This is a genomic window from Mesorhizobium sp. M0761, assembly GCF_040320205.1.
Lineage (GTDB): Bacteria > Pseudomonadota > Alphaproteobacteria > Rhizobiales > Rhizobiaceae > Mesorhizobium.
The window spans coordinates 1-18302 of record NZ_JAMYPF010000015.1 but is presented as its reverse complement, the minus strand read 5'-3'; the positions used below and the strand labels follow the sequence as shown (position 1 = coordinate 18302).

Sequence of the window (18302 nt, the reverse complement as noted above, 5' to 3'; positions counted from 1 at the left end):
GCGGCGGGCCTCGGCCTGATGGCGTTTGCTTCGACAGCATCGGCCGCCGGCGTCGGCGCCTGCCTGATCACCAAGACCGACACCAACCCCTTCTTCGTCAAGATGAAGGAGGGCGCGACCGCCAAGGCCAAGGAACTTGGCGTCGACCTCAAGACCTATGCCGGCAAGATCGACGGCGATAGCGAGAGCCAGGTGGCGGCGATCGAAAGCTGCATCGCCGACGGCGCCAAGGGCATCCTGATCACCGCGTCCGACACCAAGGGCATCGTGCCGACGGTGAAGAAGGCGCGTGACGCCGGCCTGCTGGTGATCGCGCTCGATACCCCGCTGGACCCGATCGATGCCGCCGACGCGACCTTCGCGACGGACAATCTGGAAGCCGGCAAGCTGATCGGCGCCTGGGCAGCCGCGACCCTCGGCGACAAGGCCAAGGACGCCAAGATCGGCTTCCTCGACCTGACCCCCTCACAGCCGACCGTGGATGTGCTGCGCGACCAGGGCTTCATGATGGGCTTCGGCATCGACGTGAAGGATCCCAACAAGATCGGCGATGAGGACGATGCCCGCATCGTCGGCCACGACGTCACCAACGGCAATGAAGAAGGCGGCCGCAAGGCGATGGAAAACCTTCTGCAGAAGGACAACTCCATCACCGTCATCCACACCATCAACGAGCCCGCCGCTGTCGGCGCCTACCAGGCGCTCAAGGCGGTCGGTCTCGAAAGCCAGGTGCTGATCGTCTCGGTCGATGGCGGCTGCCCCGGCGTGAAGTCGGTGACCGAAGGCGTCATTGGCGCCACCTCGCAGCAATACCCGCTGCAGATGGCGGCACTCGGCATCGAGGCGATCGCCGCCTTCGCCAAGGACGGCGCCAAGCCTAAGCCGACCGAAGGCAAGAACTTCTTCGACACCGGCGTCAACCTCGTCACCGACAAGCCGGCCAATGGCGTGAAGTCGATCGACACCAAGGAAGGCCTCGCCAAGTGCTGGGGCTGATGGCTGTCTGACAGCCAGCGACAAGCTGACGGCCGGGGGCTTGATCCCCGGCCGCTTCGGGTGGACGATGCGTCACGCGAATAATCCCGGCAGCAGACCGGACAGGCGCGAGCGGGTATCGGCATGGAGCTGAAGCCCAGGGGAGGAAACATGGCTCAAGCACAGGAATTCGAGAAGGTTCTCTCGAGCAGCGACACAAGCGTTGCCGCCTTTGACGAGCACAAATCGGCCGTCAAGCGGATCCAGCATTTCCTGCACTCCACGCCGGCGGCGGTGCCGCTGATTGTGCTGGTCTTGTCGATCGTCATTTTCGGCATCGCCATTGGCGGGCGTTTCTTCTCATCCTATACGCTGACGCTGATCCTGCAGCAGATCGCCATCGTCGGCATCCTCGGTGCCGCGCAGACACTGGTCATCCTGACCGCCGGCATCGACCTGTCGATCGGCGTGATCATGGTGATTTCGGCCGTGATCATGGGCAATTGCGCGGTCAGCTACGGCATGCCGGCCGTGCTCGCAGTGCCCATCGGGCTTGCCGCCGGCGCAGCCTGCGGCCTGCTCAACGGCTTGCTGGTCGCCTACATGAAGCTGCCGCCGTTCATCGTCACGCTCGGCACCTGGAACATCGTCATGGCGACCAACTTCATCTATTCGGCCAACGAGACGATCCGCGATACCGACGTCGACGCCCAGGCGCCGCTGCTGCATCTCTTTGCCCTGAGTTTCAAGATCGGCACGGCGGTGCTGACACTGGGCGTCATCGCCACGGTCGTGCTCGTTTTGATCCTCTGGTACGTGCTCAATCACACCGCCTGGGGCCGCCACGTCTACGCCGTTGGTGATGATCAGGAGGCGGCGAAGCTGTCTGGCATCCAGACCAAGAAGGTGTTGATGACGGTCTACACCCTTGCCGGGTTGATCGCAGCTTTCGCTGCCTGGGTTTCCATCGGCCGCAACGGCTCGATCTCACCGTCAGCCGCCGTCACCGACTACAACCTGCAGGCGATAACTGCGACGGTGATCGGCGGCATTTCACTGTTCGGCGGGCGCGGCTCAATTCTGGGCACGCTTTTCGGCGCGATGATCGTCGGTGTCGTCTCGATGGGCCTCAACATGCTGGGCGCCGATCCGCAATGGAAGGTGCTGCTCACCGGTGTGCTGATCATCGGCGCCGTGGCGATCGACCAATGGATCAGAAAGGTTTCGGCATGACCGTGGAACCCATCCTCACCGCGCGCGGCCTGATCAAGCGCTATGGCCGTGTCACCGCCCTCGACAATGCCGACTTCGACCTCTACCCCGGCGAAATCCTGGCCGTCATCGGAGACAATGGCGCCGGCAAATCATCGCTGATCAAGGCGATTTCCGGCGCCGCCGTGCCCGACGAAGGCGAGATCCGTCTCGAAGGCAAAGCTGTCGCTTTCAAATCGCCCATGGAGGCGCGCGAGGCGGGCATCGAGACGGTCTACCAAAACCTGGCTTTGTCGCCGGCCCTGTCGATCGCCGACAACATGTTCCTCGGCCGCGAGATCCGCAAACCCGGCTTCCTCGGCGACTGGCTTCGCATGCTGGACCGGCCGGCAATGGAAAAGCGCGCCCGCGACAAGCTGACCGAGCTTGGCCTGATGACCATCCAGAACATCAGCCAGGCGGTGGAAACGCTGTCGGGCGGCCAGCGTCAGGGCGTGGCGGTGGCGCGCGCCGCCGCTTTCGGCAGCCGCGTGGTGATCATGGACGAGCCGACCGCGGCACTCGGCGTCAAGGAGAGCCGCCGCGTGCTGGAACTGATCCTCGATGTCAAGAAAAGAGGCCTGCCGATCGTGCTGATCTCGCACAATATGCCGCATGTCTTCGAAGTGGCCGACCGTATCCATATCCATCGGCTGGGACGTCGCCTCTGCGTCATCGATCCCAAGCAATATACCATGTCCGACGCCGTCGCCTTCATGACGGGAGCGAAGGTTCCGCCGGAGGCTGCACTCGCTGCCTGATCCGCTCGACGGATAAATTGCCGCAGGGGAACTGGCGGCATGCTGGTCTAAATCGATTGAACGTATGTTGCGATGCACTAGGATAGGCTGGGACTGAGAGCGAAAGCCGGTATGATCGCAGCACGATCACGAGAGGCAGTATGACGCGAACAATGACAGCCAAAGCCCCCGATCTCGAAATACCCGATCCCAAGACGCTGGCCGACGAAGTCTTGCTGGCTCTCAAATACCGGGTCGGCAAAGGCACGTCCGTTGCTACGCAATATGATTGGCTGACCGCCTCGATCAAGGTCGTGCGCGACCGCATCGTCGATCACTGGATGCAGGCGACGCAGGAGGCCTACGCCCAGCAGGAAAAGCGCGTCTATTACCTGTCGCTCGAATTCCTCATCGGCCGGCTTATGCGCGATGCCTTCTCCAATCTCGGCCTGATGGACAATATGCGAGAAGCGCTCAAGTCGCTGGGCGTCGACCTCGACCTCATCGCCGGGCTCGAACCGGATGCAGCGCTCGGCAATGGCGGTCTCGGCCGGCTCGCCGCCTGCTTCATGGAAAGCATGGCGACCGTCGACATTCCCGCGCATGGCTACGGCATTCGCTACGCCAACGGTATGTTCCGCCAGGAGATCCATGACGGCTGGCAGGTCGAACTGCCCGAAACCTGGCTCGACCACGGCAACCCCTGGGAGTTCGAGCGCCGCGAACGCGCCTTCGAAGTCGGCTTCGGCGGCTCGGTGGAATCGATCACCTCCAAGGATGGCCGGCTCGAACGTCACGTCTGGAAGCCGACCGAGCATGTCCAGGCCGTCGCCTACGACACCCCGGTGGTTGGCTGGCGGGCCAACCGCGTCAACACGCTGCGGCTTTGGTCCGGCATGCCGGTCGATCCGATCCTGCTCGACAAGTTCAACGCCGGCGACCACATCGGCGCGCTGGCCGAAAGCAACAAGGCCGATGCCTTGTCGCGCGTGCTTTACCCCGCCGATTCCCACAAGGCCGGCCAGGAACTGCGGCTGCGGCAGGAATATTTCTTCTCCACCGCGTCGCTGCAGGACATCGTCCAGCGCCATCTCAGCCAGTATGGCGATCTCGCCTCGCTGCCCGACAAGGCGGCGATCCATCTCAACGACACCCATCCGGCGATCGCCGTGCCGGAGCTGATGCGCCTGCTGATGGACGTCCACGGCATGGATTTCGACCAGGCCTGGGACATTACCAAGCGCACCTTCGGCTACACCAACCACACGCTGCTGCCAGAGGCGCTGGAAAGCTGGCCGGTGCCGCTGTTCGAGCGGCTTTTGCCGCGCCACATGCAGATCGTCTACGCCATCAATGCGCAGGTGCTGCTTGAGGCGCGCGCCACCAACCAGTTCTCAAACGAGCAGATCAGCCGCATCTCGCTGATCCAGGAAAATGGCGACCGCCGCGTGCGCATGGGTAACCTGGCCTTTGTCGGCTCGCACTCGATCAATGGCGTGTCGGCGTTGCACACCGAGCTGATGAAGGAGACGGTGTTTGCCGATCTCCACAAGCTCTATCCCGATCGCATCAACAACAAGACCAACGGCATCACGCCACGGCGCTGGCTGATCCAGTGCAATCCGGGCCTCACCGCGCTCACCCGCGCGGCGATCGGGGACCGTTTCCTCGACGACATCGACGCCATCAAGGGGCTCGAAGCCTTTGCCGGCGACGCCGCCTTCCGCGACAAGTTCGCCGCCGTCAAGCGCTCCAACAAGGTCAAGCTCGCCAATCTGGTCGCAGACCGGCTCGGCATCAAGCTCGACCCGTCGGCGCTGTTCGACATCCAGGTCAAGCGCATCCACGAATACAAGCGCCAGCTGCTCAACATCCTGGAAGCGATCGCGCTCTACGACCAGATCCGCTCGCATCCCGAGCAGGACTGGATGCCGCGCGTCAAATTCTTCGGCGGCAAAGCGGCGCCCAGCTACCACAATGCCAAGCTGATCATCAAACTGGCCAACGACGTCGCCAAGGTCATCAACAGCGACCCGTCGGTGCGCGGGCTGCTGAAAGTGGTGTTCGTGCCGAACTACAATGTCAGCCTGGCCGAGGTGATGATGCCGGCCGCCGACCTGTCCGAGCAGATTTCGACTGCCGGCATGGAGGCGTCGGGCACCGGCAACATGAAGTTCGCGCTGAACGGCGCCTTGACCATCGGCACGCTCGACGGCGCCAATGTCGAGATCAAGGAATGCGTCGGCGACGACAACATCTTCATCTTCGGCCTGAGCACGGCGGAAGTCGCCGAGCGGCGCAGCAATGGCTACAACCCGCGCGCCGTGATCGAGGGCTCCCCTGAATTGGCGCAGGCTGTTGCCGCAGTATCGTCGGGCGTGTTCTCGCCCGACCAGCCGGATCGCTACCGCGAGCTGGTCGACGGTCTCTACAACAGCGACTGGTTCATGGTGGCGGCGGATTTCGACGCCTATGCCGCCGCCCAGCGCGATGTCGACGCCGTCTGGCGCAACAGCCCCGATTGGTACGCGCGCGCTATCCGCAACGTTGCCCGCGTCGGCTGGTTCTCTTCCGATCGCACGATCCGCCAATATGCGAAAGAAATCTGGAACGTGCCCGCCTGATATGATTGCATGAGGCCACGACAATGGGTCTTGTGCACAAGAACTGGTTCCCAGGGAGGGACACCACCTGATGAAGAAACCGCGCGCGACCGCGACGACGAGCGGGTCGGACGGGCTGGCGTCAGCCGGCGATGTCGCCGCAATTGTTGCAGGCACGCATGGCGATCCTTTTGCAATCCTGGGCGTGCATGATGCCGGCAAGAGCCTGGTTGCCCGCTGCTTCGTCCCCAATGCCGAGTTCGTCACCGCATACACGCTGGCCGGCAAGAACGCCGGCGAACTCACGCGGCGCGACGACGCCGGTTTCTTCGAAGGCAGACTGTCGATCAAGAAGCGTCAGCCGCTGCGCTATCACGCCAAAAATGCCGGCGGCGACTGGTGGCTGACCGATCCCTATTCCTTCGGCCCGGTGCTCGGCCCGATGGACGATTACTATATCGCGCAAGGGTCGCACCTCAGGCTGTTCGACAAGCTCGGCGCCCATCTCCTCGACCATGAAGGCGCGTCGGGCGTCCATTTCGCCGTCTGGGCGCCCAATGCAAGGCGCGTCTCCGTAGTCGGCGACTTCAACGAATGGGACGGCCGCCGCCATACGATGCGCGACCGCCGCGACACCGGCATCTGGGAACTGTTCATTCCCGATATCGGCGCCGGCCACCCCTATAAATACGAGATCATTGCCCCGGACGGCGTGCGCCTGCCGCTCAAGGCCGATCCGTTCGCCTTCAAGTCGGAATTGCGCCCGGCCACAGCCTCAGTGACGGCGGTGCCGCCGGCGCATGAATGGGGCGACGAGGCGCATCGCAATTACTGGCGAAAGGCCGATCCCCGGCGCGAAGCCATATCGATCTACGAGGTCCATGCCGGTTCGTGGCAGCAGCACGATGATGGCAGCTTCCTGTCATGGGACGAACTCGCCAACCAGCTGATCCCCTATGCTGTCGAGACCGGCTTCACCCACATCGAGTTCCTGCCGATCTCCGAACATCCCTATGACCCGTCATGGGGTTATCAGACAACCGGACTTTATGCCCCCTCGGCGCGCTTCGGCGACCCCGACGGCTTCGCCCGTTTCGTCGACGGTGCGCACCGCGCCGGCGTCGGCGTCATCCTCGACTGGGTGCCGGCGCATTTCCCGGTCGACGCGCATGGCCTGGCCAATTTCGACGGCACAGCACTTTATGAGCATGCCGACCCGCGCAAGGGTTTTCATCCCGACTGGAACACCGCGATCTACAATTTCGGCCGCCGCGAGGTGGTGTCGTTCCTAGTCAACAATGCGCTGTTCTGGGCCGAGAAATACCATGTCGACGGTTTGCGCGTGGATGCAGTGGCCTCGATGCTCTACCTCGATTATTCGCGCAAGGCTGGCGAATGGATCCCCAACGAGAAAGGCGGCCGCGAAAACCTCGAAGCGGTGTCCTTCCTGCAGAAGATGAACAAGGAGGTCTACGGCCACCATCCCGGCGTGATGACCATCGCCGAGGAATCGACCTCATGGCCGAAGGTCTCGGCGCCGGTGCATGAAGGCGGGCTGGGCTTCGGCTTCAAATGGAACATGGGCTTCATGCACGACACGCTGGAGTATTTCGCCAGGGAGCCGATCTTCCGCAAGCACCACCACAACGACCTGACGTTCGGATTGACCTACGCTTTCTCCGAGAATTTCGTGCTGCCGCTGTCCCATGACGAGGTCGTGCACGGCAAGGGCACGCTGCTCGGCAAGATGGCCGGCGACGACTGGCAGAAGTTCGCGACTTTGCGCGCCTTTTACGCCTTCATGTGGGGGTATCCCGGCAAGAAGCTGTTGTTCATGGGCCAGGAATTCGCCCAGCGCCGCGAGTGGAGCGAGGCGCGCGCGCTCGACTGGAACCTGCTCGACTTCCACCCGCATCGCGGCGTCTGGCAGACGGTGCGCGACCTCAACTATCTCTATCGCTCGCGCCCGGCGCTGCATGCACGCGACTGCGAGCCGGACGGCTTCTCCTGGCTGATCGTCGACGACAAGGAAAACTCGGTCTTCGCCTGGCTGCGCAGCGCGCCCGGCGGCAACCCGATCGCCGTCATTTCCAACTTCACGCCAGTGCCGCGCGACAATTATCGCGTGCCATTGCCCAAGGTCGGCAAATGGCGCGAAATCATCAACACCGACGCTTCGGACTACGGTGGTTCGGGCAAGGGCAATGGCGGTGTGGTCGAAGCCGGGGCGGAAGGAGGAGGCATTTCGGCAACGATGCTTTTGCCGCCGCTGTCGACGATCATGCTTGAACTCGTTGCGGACTAGGTCCGTCAACTCGTTACGGATTAGGTCCGTCGACTCGTTGCGGACCGGGCGATGCTCCAGATTGGTAATTTGGGAGGGTAAAAATGGCAGACTTGAAGAGAACCCAGCCGCTGGCGCGCGATGCCATGGCCTATGTGCTGGCCGGCGGCCGCGGCAGCCGGCTCAAGGAATTGACCGACCGCCGCGCCAAGCCGGCTGTCTATTTCGGCGGCAAGACGCGCATCATCGATTTCGCGCTGTCCAATGCGCTGAATTCCGGCATCCGCCGCCTCGGTGTCGCCACCCAGTATAAGGCGCATTCGCTGATCCGCCACCTGCAGCGCGGCTGGAACTTCCTGCGCCCGGAGCGGAACGAAAGCTTCGACATCCTGCCGGCCTCCCAGCGTGTCTCGGAAACCCAGTGGTATGAAGGCACGGCCGACGCCGTCTACCAGAACATCGACATCATCGAGGCCTATGGCCCCGAATACATGGTCATCCTGGCCGGCGACCACATCTACAAGATGGACTACGAGCTGATGCTGCGCCAGCACGTCGATGCCAATGCCGATGTCACTGTCGGTTGCCTTGAAGTGCCGCGCTTGGAAGCGACCGGCTTCGGTGTCATGCATGTCGACGGCAAGGACAACATCATCGCCTTTGTCGAAAAGCCCGCCGACCCGCCCGGCATTCCCGACAAGCCGGAATTCGCGCTGGCCTCGATGGGCATCTATGTCTTCAAGACCAAGTTCCTGATGGAACAGCTGCGCCGCGATGCGGCCGAGCCGGGTTCGAGCCGCGACTTCGGCAAGGACATCATCCCCTACATCGTCCAGCACGGTAAGGCGATCGCGCACCGTTTCGCCAAGTCCTGCGTGCGCTCGACGGCCGAGAACGAAGCCTATTGGCGCGATGTCGGCACGGTCGACGCCTACTGGGAAGCCAATATCGACCTGACCGACATCACTCCCGAACTCGACCTCTACGACCGCGACTGGCCGATCTGGACCTATGCCGAATTGAAGCCGCCGGCAAAGTTCGTGCATGACGAGGATGGCCGGCGCGGTTCGGCCGTCTCCTCGCTGGTCTCAGGCGACTGCATCGTCTCGGGTGCTTCGCTGAAGCGCAGTCTGATCTTCACCGGCGCGCGCATCAACTCCTATTCGACGCTGGAAGAGGTCGTCATGCTGCCCGACGTTCATGTCGGCCGGAACGCAAAGTTGAAGCGCGTCGTCATCGACCACGGTGTAAGGATACCGGAAGGGCTGGTGGTTGGCGAAGACCCTGTTCTCGACGCCAAGCGTTTCCGGGTTTCGGAAAAGGGCATCTGCCTGGTCACGCAGGACATGATCGACAAGCTGAAGCTGTAAGACGGGGTACCATAAACGCATGCAGGTTCTGTCGGTCACGCCCGAGATATTCCCGCTGATCAAGACCGGCGGACTTGCCGACGTGACCGGCGCATTGCCGATCGCGCTGGCCGCCAGGGGCGTGACCATGCGCACGCTCATCCCCGGCTTTCCCCAGGTGATGGACGCCTTCAAGAAAAAGAAGGCTGTCTACCAATACCCGCTGCTGCAGGGCGGCAAGGCTTCGGTCCATGCCGTCAAGATCGCCGGGCTCGACCTGTTCGTGCTCGACGCGCCGCATCTCTACGATCGTCCCGGCGGCCCTTACGGCAATGCGGCCGGCGCCGATTGGCCCGACAATTGGCGGCGTTTTGCTGCGCTGAGCCAGGTCGGTGGCGATATCGCCGGCGGCGCCATTTCCGGCTACCAGCCGGATCTCGTCCACGCCCATGACTGGCAGTCGGCGATGACGCTGGCCTATATGCGCTACGGCAAGGCGGTCGGCGTGCCGTCGCTGATCACGGTTCACAACCTTGCCTTCCAGGGTCAGTTCGGCGCCGGCATTTTTGGCGAGCTCGGCTTGCCGGCCGCGGCGATGGTGCTCGACGGCGTAGAATACTATGGCGGCGTCGGCTTCCTCAAGGCCGGCCTGCAGGCGGCCTGGGCGATCACCACGGTGAGCCCCACCTATGCCCAGGAAATCCGCTCGCCGGAATTCGGCATGGGCCTCGACGGCCTGATCAACATGCGCTCTTCCGACCTCTACGGCATCGTCAACGGCATCGACACCGACATCTGGAACCCGGAGACCGACAAGCATCTGGTGTCGGCCTACTCCGCCGCGACGCTCAAGGCTCGGCTTCCCAACCGGGCGGTTGTCGAGGACCGCTTCAGCCTCGAGCGCGACGACAGTCCGATCGTCTGCGTCGTCAGCCGGCTGACCTGGCAGAAGGGCATGGACATACTGGCGGCTGTGGTCGACGGCGTCGTCGCCACCGGCGCGCGGCTGGCGATCCTCGGCTCAGGCGACGCCGGCCTGGAAGGCGCGCTGCTGGCTGCCACCGCCCGCCATCGCGGCCGTGTCGGCGTCGTCGTCGGCTATGACGAGGGGCTTTCCCACACCATGCAGGGCGGCTGCGACGCCATCGTCATCCCGTCGCGCTTCGAGCCTTGCGGGCTGACCCAGCTTTACGGCCTACGCTATGGCTGCGTGCCGGTCGTCGCCCGCACCGGCGGCCTTGCCGACACCATCATCGACGCCAATGAAGCAGCGATCTCGGCCGGTGTCGCCACCGGCTTCCAGTTCGCGCCCAATAGTGGCGGCGCCATGCTGCACGCCATCCGCCGGCTGGTCGATGCGCATTCGAGCCCGGCCGTCTGGGAACAGATCCAGCGCCAGGGCATGAAGGCCGATGTCTCCTGGGACAAGAGCGCCGACAAATACGTTGAACTCTACCGCCTGCTGCTTTCGAAAAGGGTTGCCTGAAGCATGATCCGGACCGTCGCCACCAAACCCTATCTCGACCAGAAACCCGGCACGTCCGGCCTGCGCAAGAAGGTGCCTGTCTTTCAGCAGGAGCACTATGCCGAGAACTTCATCCAGTCGATCTTCGACGCGCTGGAGGGCTTTGAGGGCAAGACGCTGGTGATCGGCGGCGACGGCCGCTTCTACAACCGCGAGGTCATCCAGAACGCCATCGCCATGGCGGCGGCCAACGGCTTCGGCAAGGTGATGGTCGGGCAGGGCGGCATATTGTCGACGCCGGCGGCGTCGCATGTCATCCGCAAATACAAGACCTTCGGCGGCATCATCCTGTCGGCCAGTCACAATCCTGGCGGCCCGCACGAGGATTTCGGCATCAAGTACAATGCCGGCAATGGCGGCCCGGCGCCGGAAAAGCTGACCGACGCGATCTTCGAAAAGACCAAGACGATTTCGAGCTTCAAGACCGCCGACATCGACCAGATCGACATCGACAAGATCGGCACGGTGACCGCCGGCGGCATGGCGGTCGAGATTATCGACCCGGTCACCGACTATGCCGAATTGATGGAGAGCCTGTTCGACTTCGACGCCATCCGCGCCAATTTCAAATACGGCTTCCGCATGCGCTTCGACGCCATGCATGCGGTCACCGGGCCGTATGCCAAGGAAATCCTCGAGCGCCGGCTCGGCGCGGAGAATGGCACCTGCCGCAACTACAAGCCGCTGCCGGATTTTGGCGGCCATCACCCGGATCCGAACCTGGTCCACGCCAAGCATCTCTATGACGAGATGATGGGACCGGATGCGCCCGATTTCGGCGCCGCTTCCGACGGCGACGGCGACCGCAACTTGATCATCGGCAAGGGCATTTTCGTCACCCCGTCGGATTCGGTGGCCATGCTTGCCGCCAATGCGCAGTTGGCGCCGGGCTACAAGGACGGCCTCAAAGGCATCGCCCGCTCGATGCCGACCAGCGGCGCGGCAGACCGCGTCGCCGAAAAGCTCGGCATCGGCATCTACGAAACGCCGACCGGTTGGAAGTTCTTCGGCAATCTGCTCGATGCCGGCATGGCAACGATCTGCGGCGAGGAAAGCGCCGGCACCGGCTCGAACCATGTCCGTGAAAAGGACGGGCTGTGGGCGGTGCTGTTGTGGCTGAACATCCTGGCCGTGCGCGGCGAAAGCTGCAAGGACGTCGTCACCGAACATTGGGCGACCTACGGCCGCAATTACTATTCACGTCATGACTATGAGGAGGTCGAAACCGAGCGCGCCAACGCCCTGGTCGACGAGTTGCGCGCCAAGCTGACCTCGCTGCCCGGCACCAGCGTGCGCGGCCTGAAGATCGCCAATGCCGACGACTTCGCCTATCACGATCCGGTCGACGGTTCGGTGAGCAAGAACCAGGGCATCCGCATCCTGTTCGAAGGCGGCTCGCGTGTCGTGTTTCGTTTGTCCGGCACCGGCACGTCGGGTGCTACGCTGCGCGTCTACATCGAGCGCTACGAGCCGGACAGAGCGCGGCATGATCTCGACACGCAAGAGGCGCTCGCCGACCTGATCGCGGCTGCCGATGATATCGCCGGGATCAAGAGCCACACCGGGCGCAACAAGCCGAGCGTGATTACTTGAGGGTGGTGACGTCTTTACCCTCGCCCTTGTGGGGAGGGTCGATCCGCGCAGCGGATCGGGTTGGGGGTGCTCGTAAAGCGCTTTCCCCGCGCCGACCCCCACCCCGCTCACTTCGTTCGCGACCCTCCCCACAAGGGGGAGGGTGGAGGATGCGCCGATGACCCAGCTCGGCGCAACGGTCACTCCCGAAGGCATCCGCTTCGCCGCCTGGTCGTCGTCCGCGCGGCGCCTGTGGGTGTCGATCTTCGACGACACCGGCGCCCGTGAAATCGACCGGCTCGAACTTCAGCCGGAAGGCGAGAGCGTCCATGCGCTGTTCGTCGCCGGCCTTGCCGCGGGTACGCGCTACGGCTTTCGCGCCGACGGCGAATATGCGCCGGAGCGCGGGCTGTGGTTCGATCCCGACAAGCTGCTCACCGATCCCTACGCCGTCGAGATCGACCGGCCCTACCAGCATCATTGGCGGCTTGCCGCCCGGCGCAACGAAGGCGCCGACACCGCGCCACTGATGCCGAAGACCATCGCGCGGGCTCAACCGAAGCCGCTGCCGGCCAAGCCGCCTTTGTTCCAGCCAGGCGGCCTGATCTACGAACTCAACGTCCGCTCCTTCACCAGGCTGCATCCGGACGTGCCCGAAGCGCAGCGCGGCACCATTGCAGCCCTTGCCCATCCGGCTATCGTCGAACATCTCAAGAAGATCGGCGTCTCCGCCGTTGAGCTGATGCCCGTAACGGCATGGGTCGATGAGCGCCATTTGCCGCCGCTGGGCCTCAGCAATGCCTGGGGCTACAACCCAGTCACCTTCATGGCGCTCGACCCGCGCCTGGCGCCCGGCGGCCTCGCCGAGTTGCGCGATACTGTGGGGGTGCTGCGCAGGGTTGGCATTGGCACCATCCTCGATCTCGTCTTCAATCATACCGGCGAAAGTGACCGGCTCGGGCCGACGCTGTCGCTGCGCGGCCTCGACAATCAAGCCTACTACCGTAGCGAGCCGGACGGCAGGTTGGCCAACGATACCGGCACCGGCAATACCATTGCCTGCGACCATCCGGTCGTTCGCGACATGGTACTCGACACGCTGCGCCATTTCATCCGCCATGCCGGCGTCGACGGTTTCCGCTTCGACCTGACGCCGGTCCTCGGCCGCGTCGCTGGCGTATTCGATCCGGCGGCCCCGTTGCTCGAGACCATCGCTGGCGATCCTCTGCTTGCCGATAGGGTGCTGATCGCCGAGCCGTGGGACATCGGCCCGAATGGCTATCAGCTCGGCAATTTCCGGCCGCCTTACCTCGAATGGAACGACCGCTACCGCGACGACGTCAGGCGCTTCTGGCGCGGCGATGCCGGCGCGGTCGGTGCGCTGGCGACAAGGCTCGCCGGCTCCTCCGATGTGTTCGGCAGGGAGGGCCAATCCGCCAGCCGCACGGTCAACTTCATCGCCGCACACGATGGCATGACGCTGGCCGATATCGTCGCCTATGAAGCCAAACACAACCAGGCCAATGGCGAGAAGAACCGCGACGGCCACAATGAGAACCTGTCCTGGAACAACGGCGTCGAGGGCGAAACCTCGGACAAGGCGATTGCCGAGGCCCGTTCCCATGATCGCTTCGCGCTGCTCGCCACTCTGTTTGCCTCGCGCGGCACCATTATGCTGACGGCGGGCGATGAATTCGGCCGCACGCAAGGGGGCAACAACAACGCCTATGCGCAGGACAACGCCATCACCTGGCTCGACTGGGCCGGGCGCGACGTCGGGCTGGAAGCCCATGTGTCCGCGCTCGCAGCTCTGCGCGGCGCGGTGCCGGCGCTTTCCGATACGCGCTTCCTGACCGGAGAGCCGCCGGCCGGTTCTGAAACGCCCGACGTCGCCTGGCTGACCGAGACCGGCGCGCCGCTCAGCGAAGCCGACTGGAACGATGGCTCGCGCCATCGCCTCGTCATGCTGCTCGGCGATGGCGGGGAAGGCCGCCTGGCTGTGATCGTCAATGGCGATCGCCGCCAATGCGTCTTCACGCTGCCCGCGCGGCAAGGGTTTGAATGGCAGCCGGCTGTTGAAGCGCAAGCGGTCGACCTCGCGTGGCCGCTGCCCGGCCGCAGTGTCAGTTTCATGATCGAGCGCCGGACCGCAAAGGCCCGCGCCAGGAAGGGTCCGTGATGGCCGACGACAATGCCCAGCCGGGACCCGAACAGAGCGCCGACTGGTGGCGCGGCTGCGTCATCTACCAGATCTATCCTCGCTCCTTCCAGGACACCACCGGCGACGGCAGCGGCGACCTCTCAGGCATCACCTCACGGCTGGCGCACGTCGCCTCGCTCGGCGTCGACGCCGTCTGGCTGTCGCCCTTCTTCAAATCGCCAATGGCCGATATGGGCTACGACGTCTCCGACTATCAGGCGGTCGATCCGATGTTCGGCACGCTCGACGACTTTGACGCGCTGGTTGCCGAGGCGCACAGGCTCGGCCTGAAGGTGATCATCGATCAGGTGTTGTCGCACTCCTCCGACAAGCACGAATGGTTTGTAGAGAGCCGTGCCAGCAAGGATAATCCCAAGGCTGACTGGTATGTCTGGGCCGACACCAGGCCGGACGGCAACGCGCCCAACAACTGGCTGTCGGTCTTCGGCGGCCCGGCCTGGGAGTGGGACGCGACCCGCCGGCAATACTACATGCACAATTTCCTCGCCTCGCAGCCGGACCTCAACTTCCACAATCCTGAGGTTAAAGACGCGTTGTTGCAGACGGTGCGGTTCTGGCTCGAGCGCGGCGTCGACGGCTTCCGCCTGGATACGGTCAACTACTATGTCCATGACCGCTGGCTGCGCAGCAACCCGCCGCTGGCGTCGAGCGTCGCCGGCACCAACGGCGAAACCAACACCTATCTCTTCCAGGAGCACCTGTTCGACAAGACGCAACCGGAAAACCTCGATTTCCTCAGGCGCTTCCGCGCTTTGCTCGACGAATATGACGGCCGCGCCAGTGTCGGCGAGGTCGGCGACGAAGGCCGCTCGCTGCAGACGCTGGCCGCCTACACATCCGGCGGCGACAAGCTCAACATGTGCTACACTTTCGACCTGCTCGGCCCGCAATTCTCAGCCGCCCATGTGCGCGGCTGCGTCGAGGCCTTCGAGGCAGCTGTCGCCGACGGCTGGGTCTGCTGGGCGTTCTCCAACCACGATGTCGTGCGCCATGTCAGCCGCTGGACGCGGCCGGGCGGCGATCCAGATGCGGTGGCGACATTCGCTATCGCTTTGCTCTCCTGCCTGCGGGGCTCGATCTGTCTCTACCAAGGCGAAGAGCTTGGGCTGGAGGAGGCGGAACTGACCTTCGAGGATCTGCGCGATCCCGTCGGCATCCGTTTCTGGCCGGGGGTCAAAGGCAGGGACGGCTGCCGCACACCGATGGTCTGGGAGGCGGGCGCCGACAATGCCGGTTTTTCCTCGGGAAAACCCTGGCTGCCGGTGCCGGAAAGCCACCGCGCTCGGGCGGCCGATATCCAGAACGCCGACGACAAGTCCGTGCTCGCCGGCTACCGGACGATGCTCGCCTTGCGCAAGGCGCATCTGGCGCTGGTCAAGGGCCCGATCCGCTTTCTCGATACCGACGGCGATGTCCTTGCCTTCATCCGGCAGGGCGAGGACGAGATATTGCTCTGCGTCTTCAATTTCGCCGACAAGCCGGCCGACTGGCGGCTGCCGCCGGATCTCCAGCTTGTCGAGGCGATCGCTCTGGGTGGCGGTGCCGTCCTGCAGGAGGAGGGGCTGTTGCTGCCGGCCCTGGGCTGGTTTGTCGGCAAGGTAGGCTGATCTTTCAGGGACGCCGTCCGGCTTCAAAAAAGATCGTGTCCGCATGCAACCGTGCCGAGTGATCCGCGCAACGTCACCGGCGCCACGTTTTCCATTTTCGGGCTTCTTAGGTACTTTCGTTGAGCTTGGCCACGAACTGCATTCCTGGAATGTTTCCAGATGGTTGCGCTAATGACAACTGCTGAGGGCAAAACCCAAAGTTACAGGACAACCACAAGCTGCACCCAACTGGATCTTGTAATATAGATTAGCTATGGCTGGTTTAAGGTGAGGATGCTCACTTAGCGTCAAGCAAGACTCGGTTGAAATAATATTTCCGTCTGTCTAGTCTCCTGCCACCAGCTGCCGGAACGGGAACCGGCGGCGCGCTCGAAGGGGCCAGAAATCGGTTCCGGGGCGTCAACACTCGTAAGGCGCAGCCGATGGGCAGCGCCACAGGGAGAGACTTCATGCTGAAAAATATGCTGAAGGCGACGCTTGTCGCCGCGACCATGACCTTTGCCGCAGGCACGTTCCTGACGCCGGCCCTTGCCGAGACCGTCTATAACAGAGGCAGCGCCGCCGAAGCGGAGACGGTCGATCCGCACAAGACCTCGACCGTCTACGAAGCCGATATCATACGCGACCTGTTCCAGGGACTGGTCATGCACGATCAGAAGACGAACCTCATCCCGGGCGCCGCCGAAAGCTGGACGGTATCGGATGACGGCACCGTCTACACCTTCAAGCTGCGCAAGGACGGCTTGTGGTCGGATGGCAGCCCGGTGACGGCGGACGACTTCGTCTATTCCTTCCGTAGGCTGGAGGATCCGGCGACCGCCGCTGAATACGCTTCCATGCTCTATCCCGTGAAGAACGCCGAGGAAGTCAACACCAAGAAAGGCAAGCCCGAGGACATGGGCGTCAAGGCGATCGACGCCAACACCCTGGAAGTGACGCTGAAGGCGCCGACGCCATACTTCCTGGAGATGCTGACGCACCAAGCTACCTATCCGGTCAACAAGGCGTCGATCGACAAGCTCGGCGCCGACTGGATCAAGGCGGGCAATCTCGTTTCGAACGGCGCCTATACATTGGCCGAGTGGATTCCCAACGACCACATGAAGCTGGTCAAGAATCCGAAATTCTGGGATGCCGCGACCGTCAAGATGGACGTCGTCAACTACATCCCGACCGAAGACCGCTCTTCGGCGATGAAGCGCTTCGAGGCAGGCGAACTCGACAGCTACGGCGACCTGCCGACCGAACAGCTCGCTGACCTCAAGACCAAGTTCGGCGATCAGGTCCGCGTCGGACCGTATCTCGGCACCTATTATTACGCGATCAAGACCGACAAGGCGCCCTGGGACAATGTCGAGCTGCGCAACGCCATCTCGATGGCGATCGACCGCGACTTCCTGGCCGAAAAGGTCTGGCAGAATTCCATGCTGCCCGGCTATTCGATGGTGCCTCCGGGCATCGCCGGCTACACGCCGGCAATGGCCAAATACGCCGACATGCCGCAGATCGACCGCGAGGACGCCGCCAAGAAGATCCTTGAGAAACTCGGCTATACGCCCGAGCATCCGCTGAAGATGGAGATCCGCTACAACACCTCGGAAAACCACAAGAACACCGCGGTTGCCATCCAGGAACAGTTGAAGCCGCTTGGCGTCGAGATCACGCTGCTCAACACCGATACCAAGACCCACTATTCCTTCCTCGAGCAAAAGGGCAACTACGACGTGGCGCGTGCCGCCTGGATCGCCGACTACAAGGATCCCGAGACCTTCCTCGGCATCACCCGCAAGGCCAGCGGCAACAACTATTCGAGCTACGTCAGCCCGGCATATGAGGCGGCCATGGACAAGGCCGCGGCTGCCGGCGGCAAGCCGGAAGAGCGCATGAAGGACCTCACCGAGGCCGAGCGCATCCTTGTCGATGACGTTGGCAACATTCCGCTTCTCTACTACAGCTTCCACGATATCGTTTCCTCGAAGCTGCATGGCTTCGATGACAATGTGATGGACATCCATCCGTCCCGCTTCGTCTCCAAGGACTGATAATCATCCTTGACTGGACCGCGCCCCCCCCCACCGGGGGGGGGGGGGGGGGGCGGGGGTGTGGCGGAGGGGGGGGTGTGGGGGGAGGCGGCCAGAGGAGCGGGCAGCCCCACCGAGGGGCGGACGAAGAAGT

General features: G+C 63.4%; 11 protein-coding genes. All 11 read left to right on the top strand.

The window, feature by feature from the left end; genetic code table 11:
• Nucleotides 1–18 precede the first annotated feature (18 nt).
• The 11 genes from NKI32_RS22235 to NKI32_RS22185 all read left to right on the top strand — a co-directional run bounded on the left by NKI32_RS22235 (nt 19) and on the right by NKI32_RS22185 (nt 18169).
• Nucleotides 19–996: a sugar ABC transporter substrate-binding protein gene (locus tag NKI32_RS22235; protein WP_081725578.1), complete on the top strand. Its 978-nt coding sequence runs from the start codon at nt 19–21 to the stop codon at nt 994–996.
• Between the two features lie 150 nt (nt 997–1146).
• Nucleotides 1147–2208, top strand: a complete 1062-nt coding sequence (locus NKI32_RS22230) for an ABC transporter permease (RefSeq protein ID WP_023670725.1) — start codon at nt 1147–1149, stop codon at nt 2206–2208.
• The gene (locus NKI32_RS22225) at nt 2205–2987 is read left to right on the top strand and encodes an ATP-binding cassette domain-containing protein (protein WP_023670726.1); all 783 of its coding nucleotides are present in this window, start codon (nt 2205–2207) and stop codon (nt 2985–2987) included. Before NKI32_RS22230 ends, NKI32_RS22225 begins: the two co-directional genes overlap by 4 nt.
• Nucleotides 2988–3127: 140 nt before the next feature.
• Nucleotides 3128–5590, top strand: a complete 2463-nt coding sequence (locus NKI32_RS22220; protein WP_023687197.1) for a glycogen/starch/alpha-glucan phosphorylase — start codon at nt 3128–3130, stop codon at nt 5588–5590.
• A 70-nt stretch (nt 5591–5660) separates the two neighbouring features.
• A complete protein-coding gene (gene glgB, locus NKI32_RS22215) occupies nt 5661–7874 on the top strand; it encodes a 1,4-alpha-glucan branching protein GlgB (protein ID WP_353003618.1) in 2214 nt (737 codons plus the stop codon).
• Between the two features lie 83 nt (nt 7875–7957).
• Nucleotides 7958–9223 (top strand): glucose-1-phosphate adenylyltransferase, encoded by a 1266-nt coding sequence (glgC, locus tag NKI32_RS22210; protein WP_023715696.1) that lies wholly within the window; start codon nt 7958–7960, stop codon nt 9221–9223.
• Between the two features lie 19 nt (nt 9224–9242).
• Nucleotides 9243–10688: a glycogen synthase GlgA gene (glgA, locus tag NKI32_RS22205; RefSeq protein ID WP_023824220.1), complete on the top strand. Its 1446-nt coding sequence runs from the start codon at nt 9243–9245 to the stop codon at nt 10686–10688.
• 3 nt (nt 10689–10691) lie between these two features.
• Nucleotides 10692–12320, top strand: a complete 1629-nt coding sequence (locus tag NKI32_RS22200; RefSeq protein WP_023754827.1) for an alpha-D-glucose phosphate-specific phosphoglucomutase — start codon at nt 10692–10694, stop codon at nt 12318–12320.
• A gap of 157 nt (nt 12321–12477) precedes the next feature.
• The gene (gene glgX, locus NKI32_RS22195) at nt 12478–14478 is read left to right on the top strand and encodes a glycogen debranching protein GlgX (protein ID WP_352626084.1); all 2001 of its coding nucleotides are present in this window, start codon (nt 12478–12480) and stop codon (nt 14476–14478) included.
• Nucleotides 14478–16127, top strand: coding sequence for a beta-galactosidase BglA (bglA, locus tag NKI32_RS22190; RefSeq protein ID WP_352512839.1), 1650 nt, complete (start codon nt 14478–14480; stop codon nt 16125–16127). The genes glgX and bglA overlap by 1 nt, the downstream gene beginning before the upstream one ends.
• A 449-nt stretch (nt 16128–16576) precedes the next feature.
• Nucleotides 16577–18169, top strand: a complete 1593-nt coding sequence (locus NKI32_RS22185; RefSeq protein WP_023715691.1) for a peptide ABC transporter substrate-binding protein — start codon at nt 16577–16579, stop codon at nt 18167–18169.
• The last annotated feature ends 133 nt before the right edge of the window (nt 18170–18302 follow it).

Excerpts from the sequence above, each read along its gene's own strand:
- NKI32_RS22235 (WP_081725578.1), top strand. The coding sequence starts at position 19 with ATGGCGTTTGCTTCGACAGCATCGGCCGCCGGCGTCGGCGCCTGCCTG.
- NKI32_RS22230 (WP_023670725.1), top strand. The coding sequence starts at position 1,147 with ATGGCTCAAGCACAGGAATTCGAGAAGGTTCTCTCGAGCAGCGACACA.
- NKI32_RS22225 (WP_023670726.1), top strand. The coding sequence starts at position 2,205 with ATGACCGTGGAACCCATCCTCACCGCGCGCGGCCTGATCAAGCGCTAT.
- NKI32_RS22220 (WP_023687197.1), top strand. The coding sequence starts at position 3,128 with ATGACGCGAACAATGACAGCCAAAGCCCCCGATCTCGAAATACCCGAT.
- glgB (WP_353003618.1), top strand. The coding sequence starts at position 5,661 with ATGAAGAAACCGCGCGCGACCGCGACGACGAGCGGGTCGGACGGGCTG.
- glgC (WP_023715696.1), top strand. The coding sequence starts at position 7,958 with ATGGCAGACTTGAAGAGAACCCAGCCGCTGGCGCGCGATGCCATGGCC.
- glgA (WP_023824220.1), top strand. The coding sequence starts at position 9,243 with ATGCAGGTTCTGTCGGTCACGCCCGAGATATTCCCGCTGATCAAGACC.
- NKI32_RS22200 (WP_023754827.1), top strand. The coding sequence starts at position 10,692 with ATGATCCGGACCGTCGCCACCAAACCCTATCTCGACCAGAAACCCGGC.
- glgX (WP_352626084.1), top strand. The coding sequence starts at position 12,478 with ATGACCCAGCTCGGCGCAACGGTCACTCCCGAAGGCATCCGCTTCGCC.
- bglA (WP_352512839.1), top strand. The coding sequence starts at position 14,478 with ATGGCCGACGACAATGCCCAGCCGGGACCCGAACAGAGCGCCGACTGG.
- NKI32_RS22185 (WP_023715691.1), top strand. The coding sequence starts at position 16,577 with ATGCTGAAAAATATGCTGAAGGCGACGCTTGTCGCCGCGACCATGACC.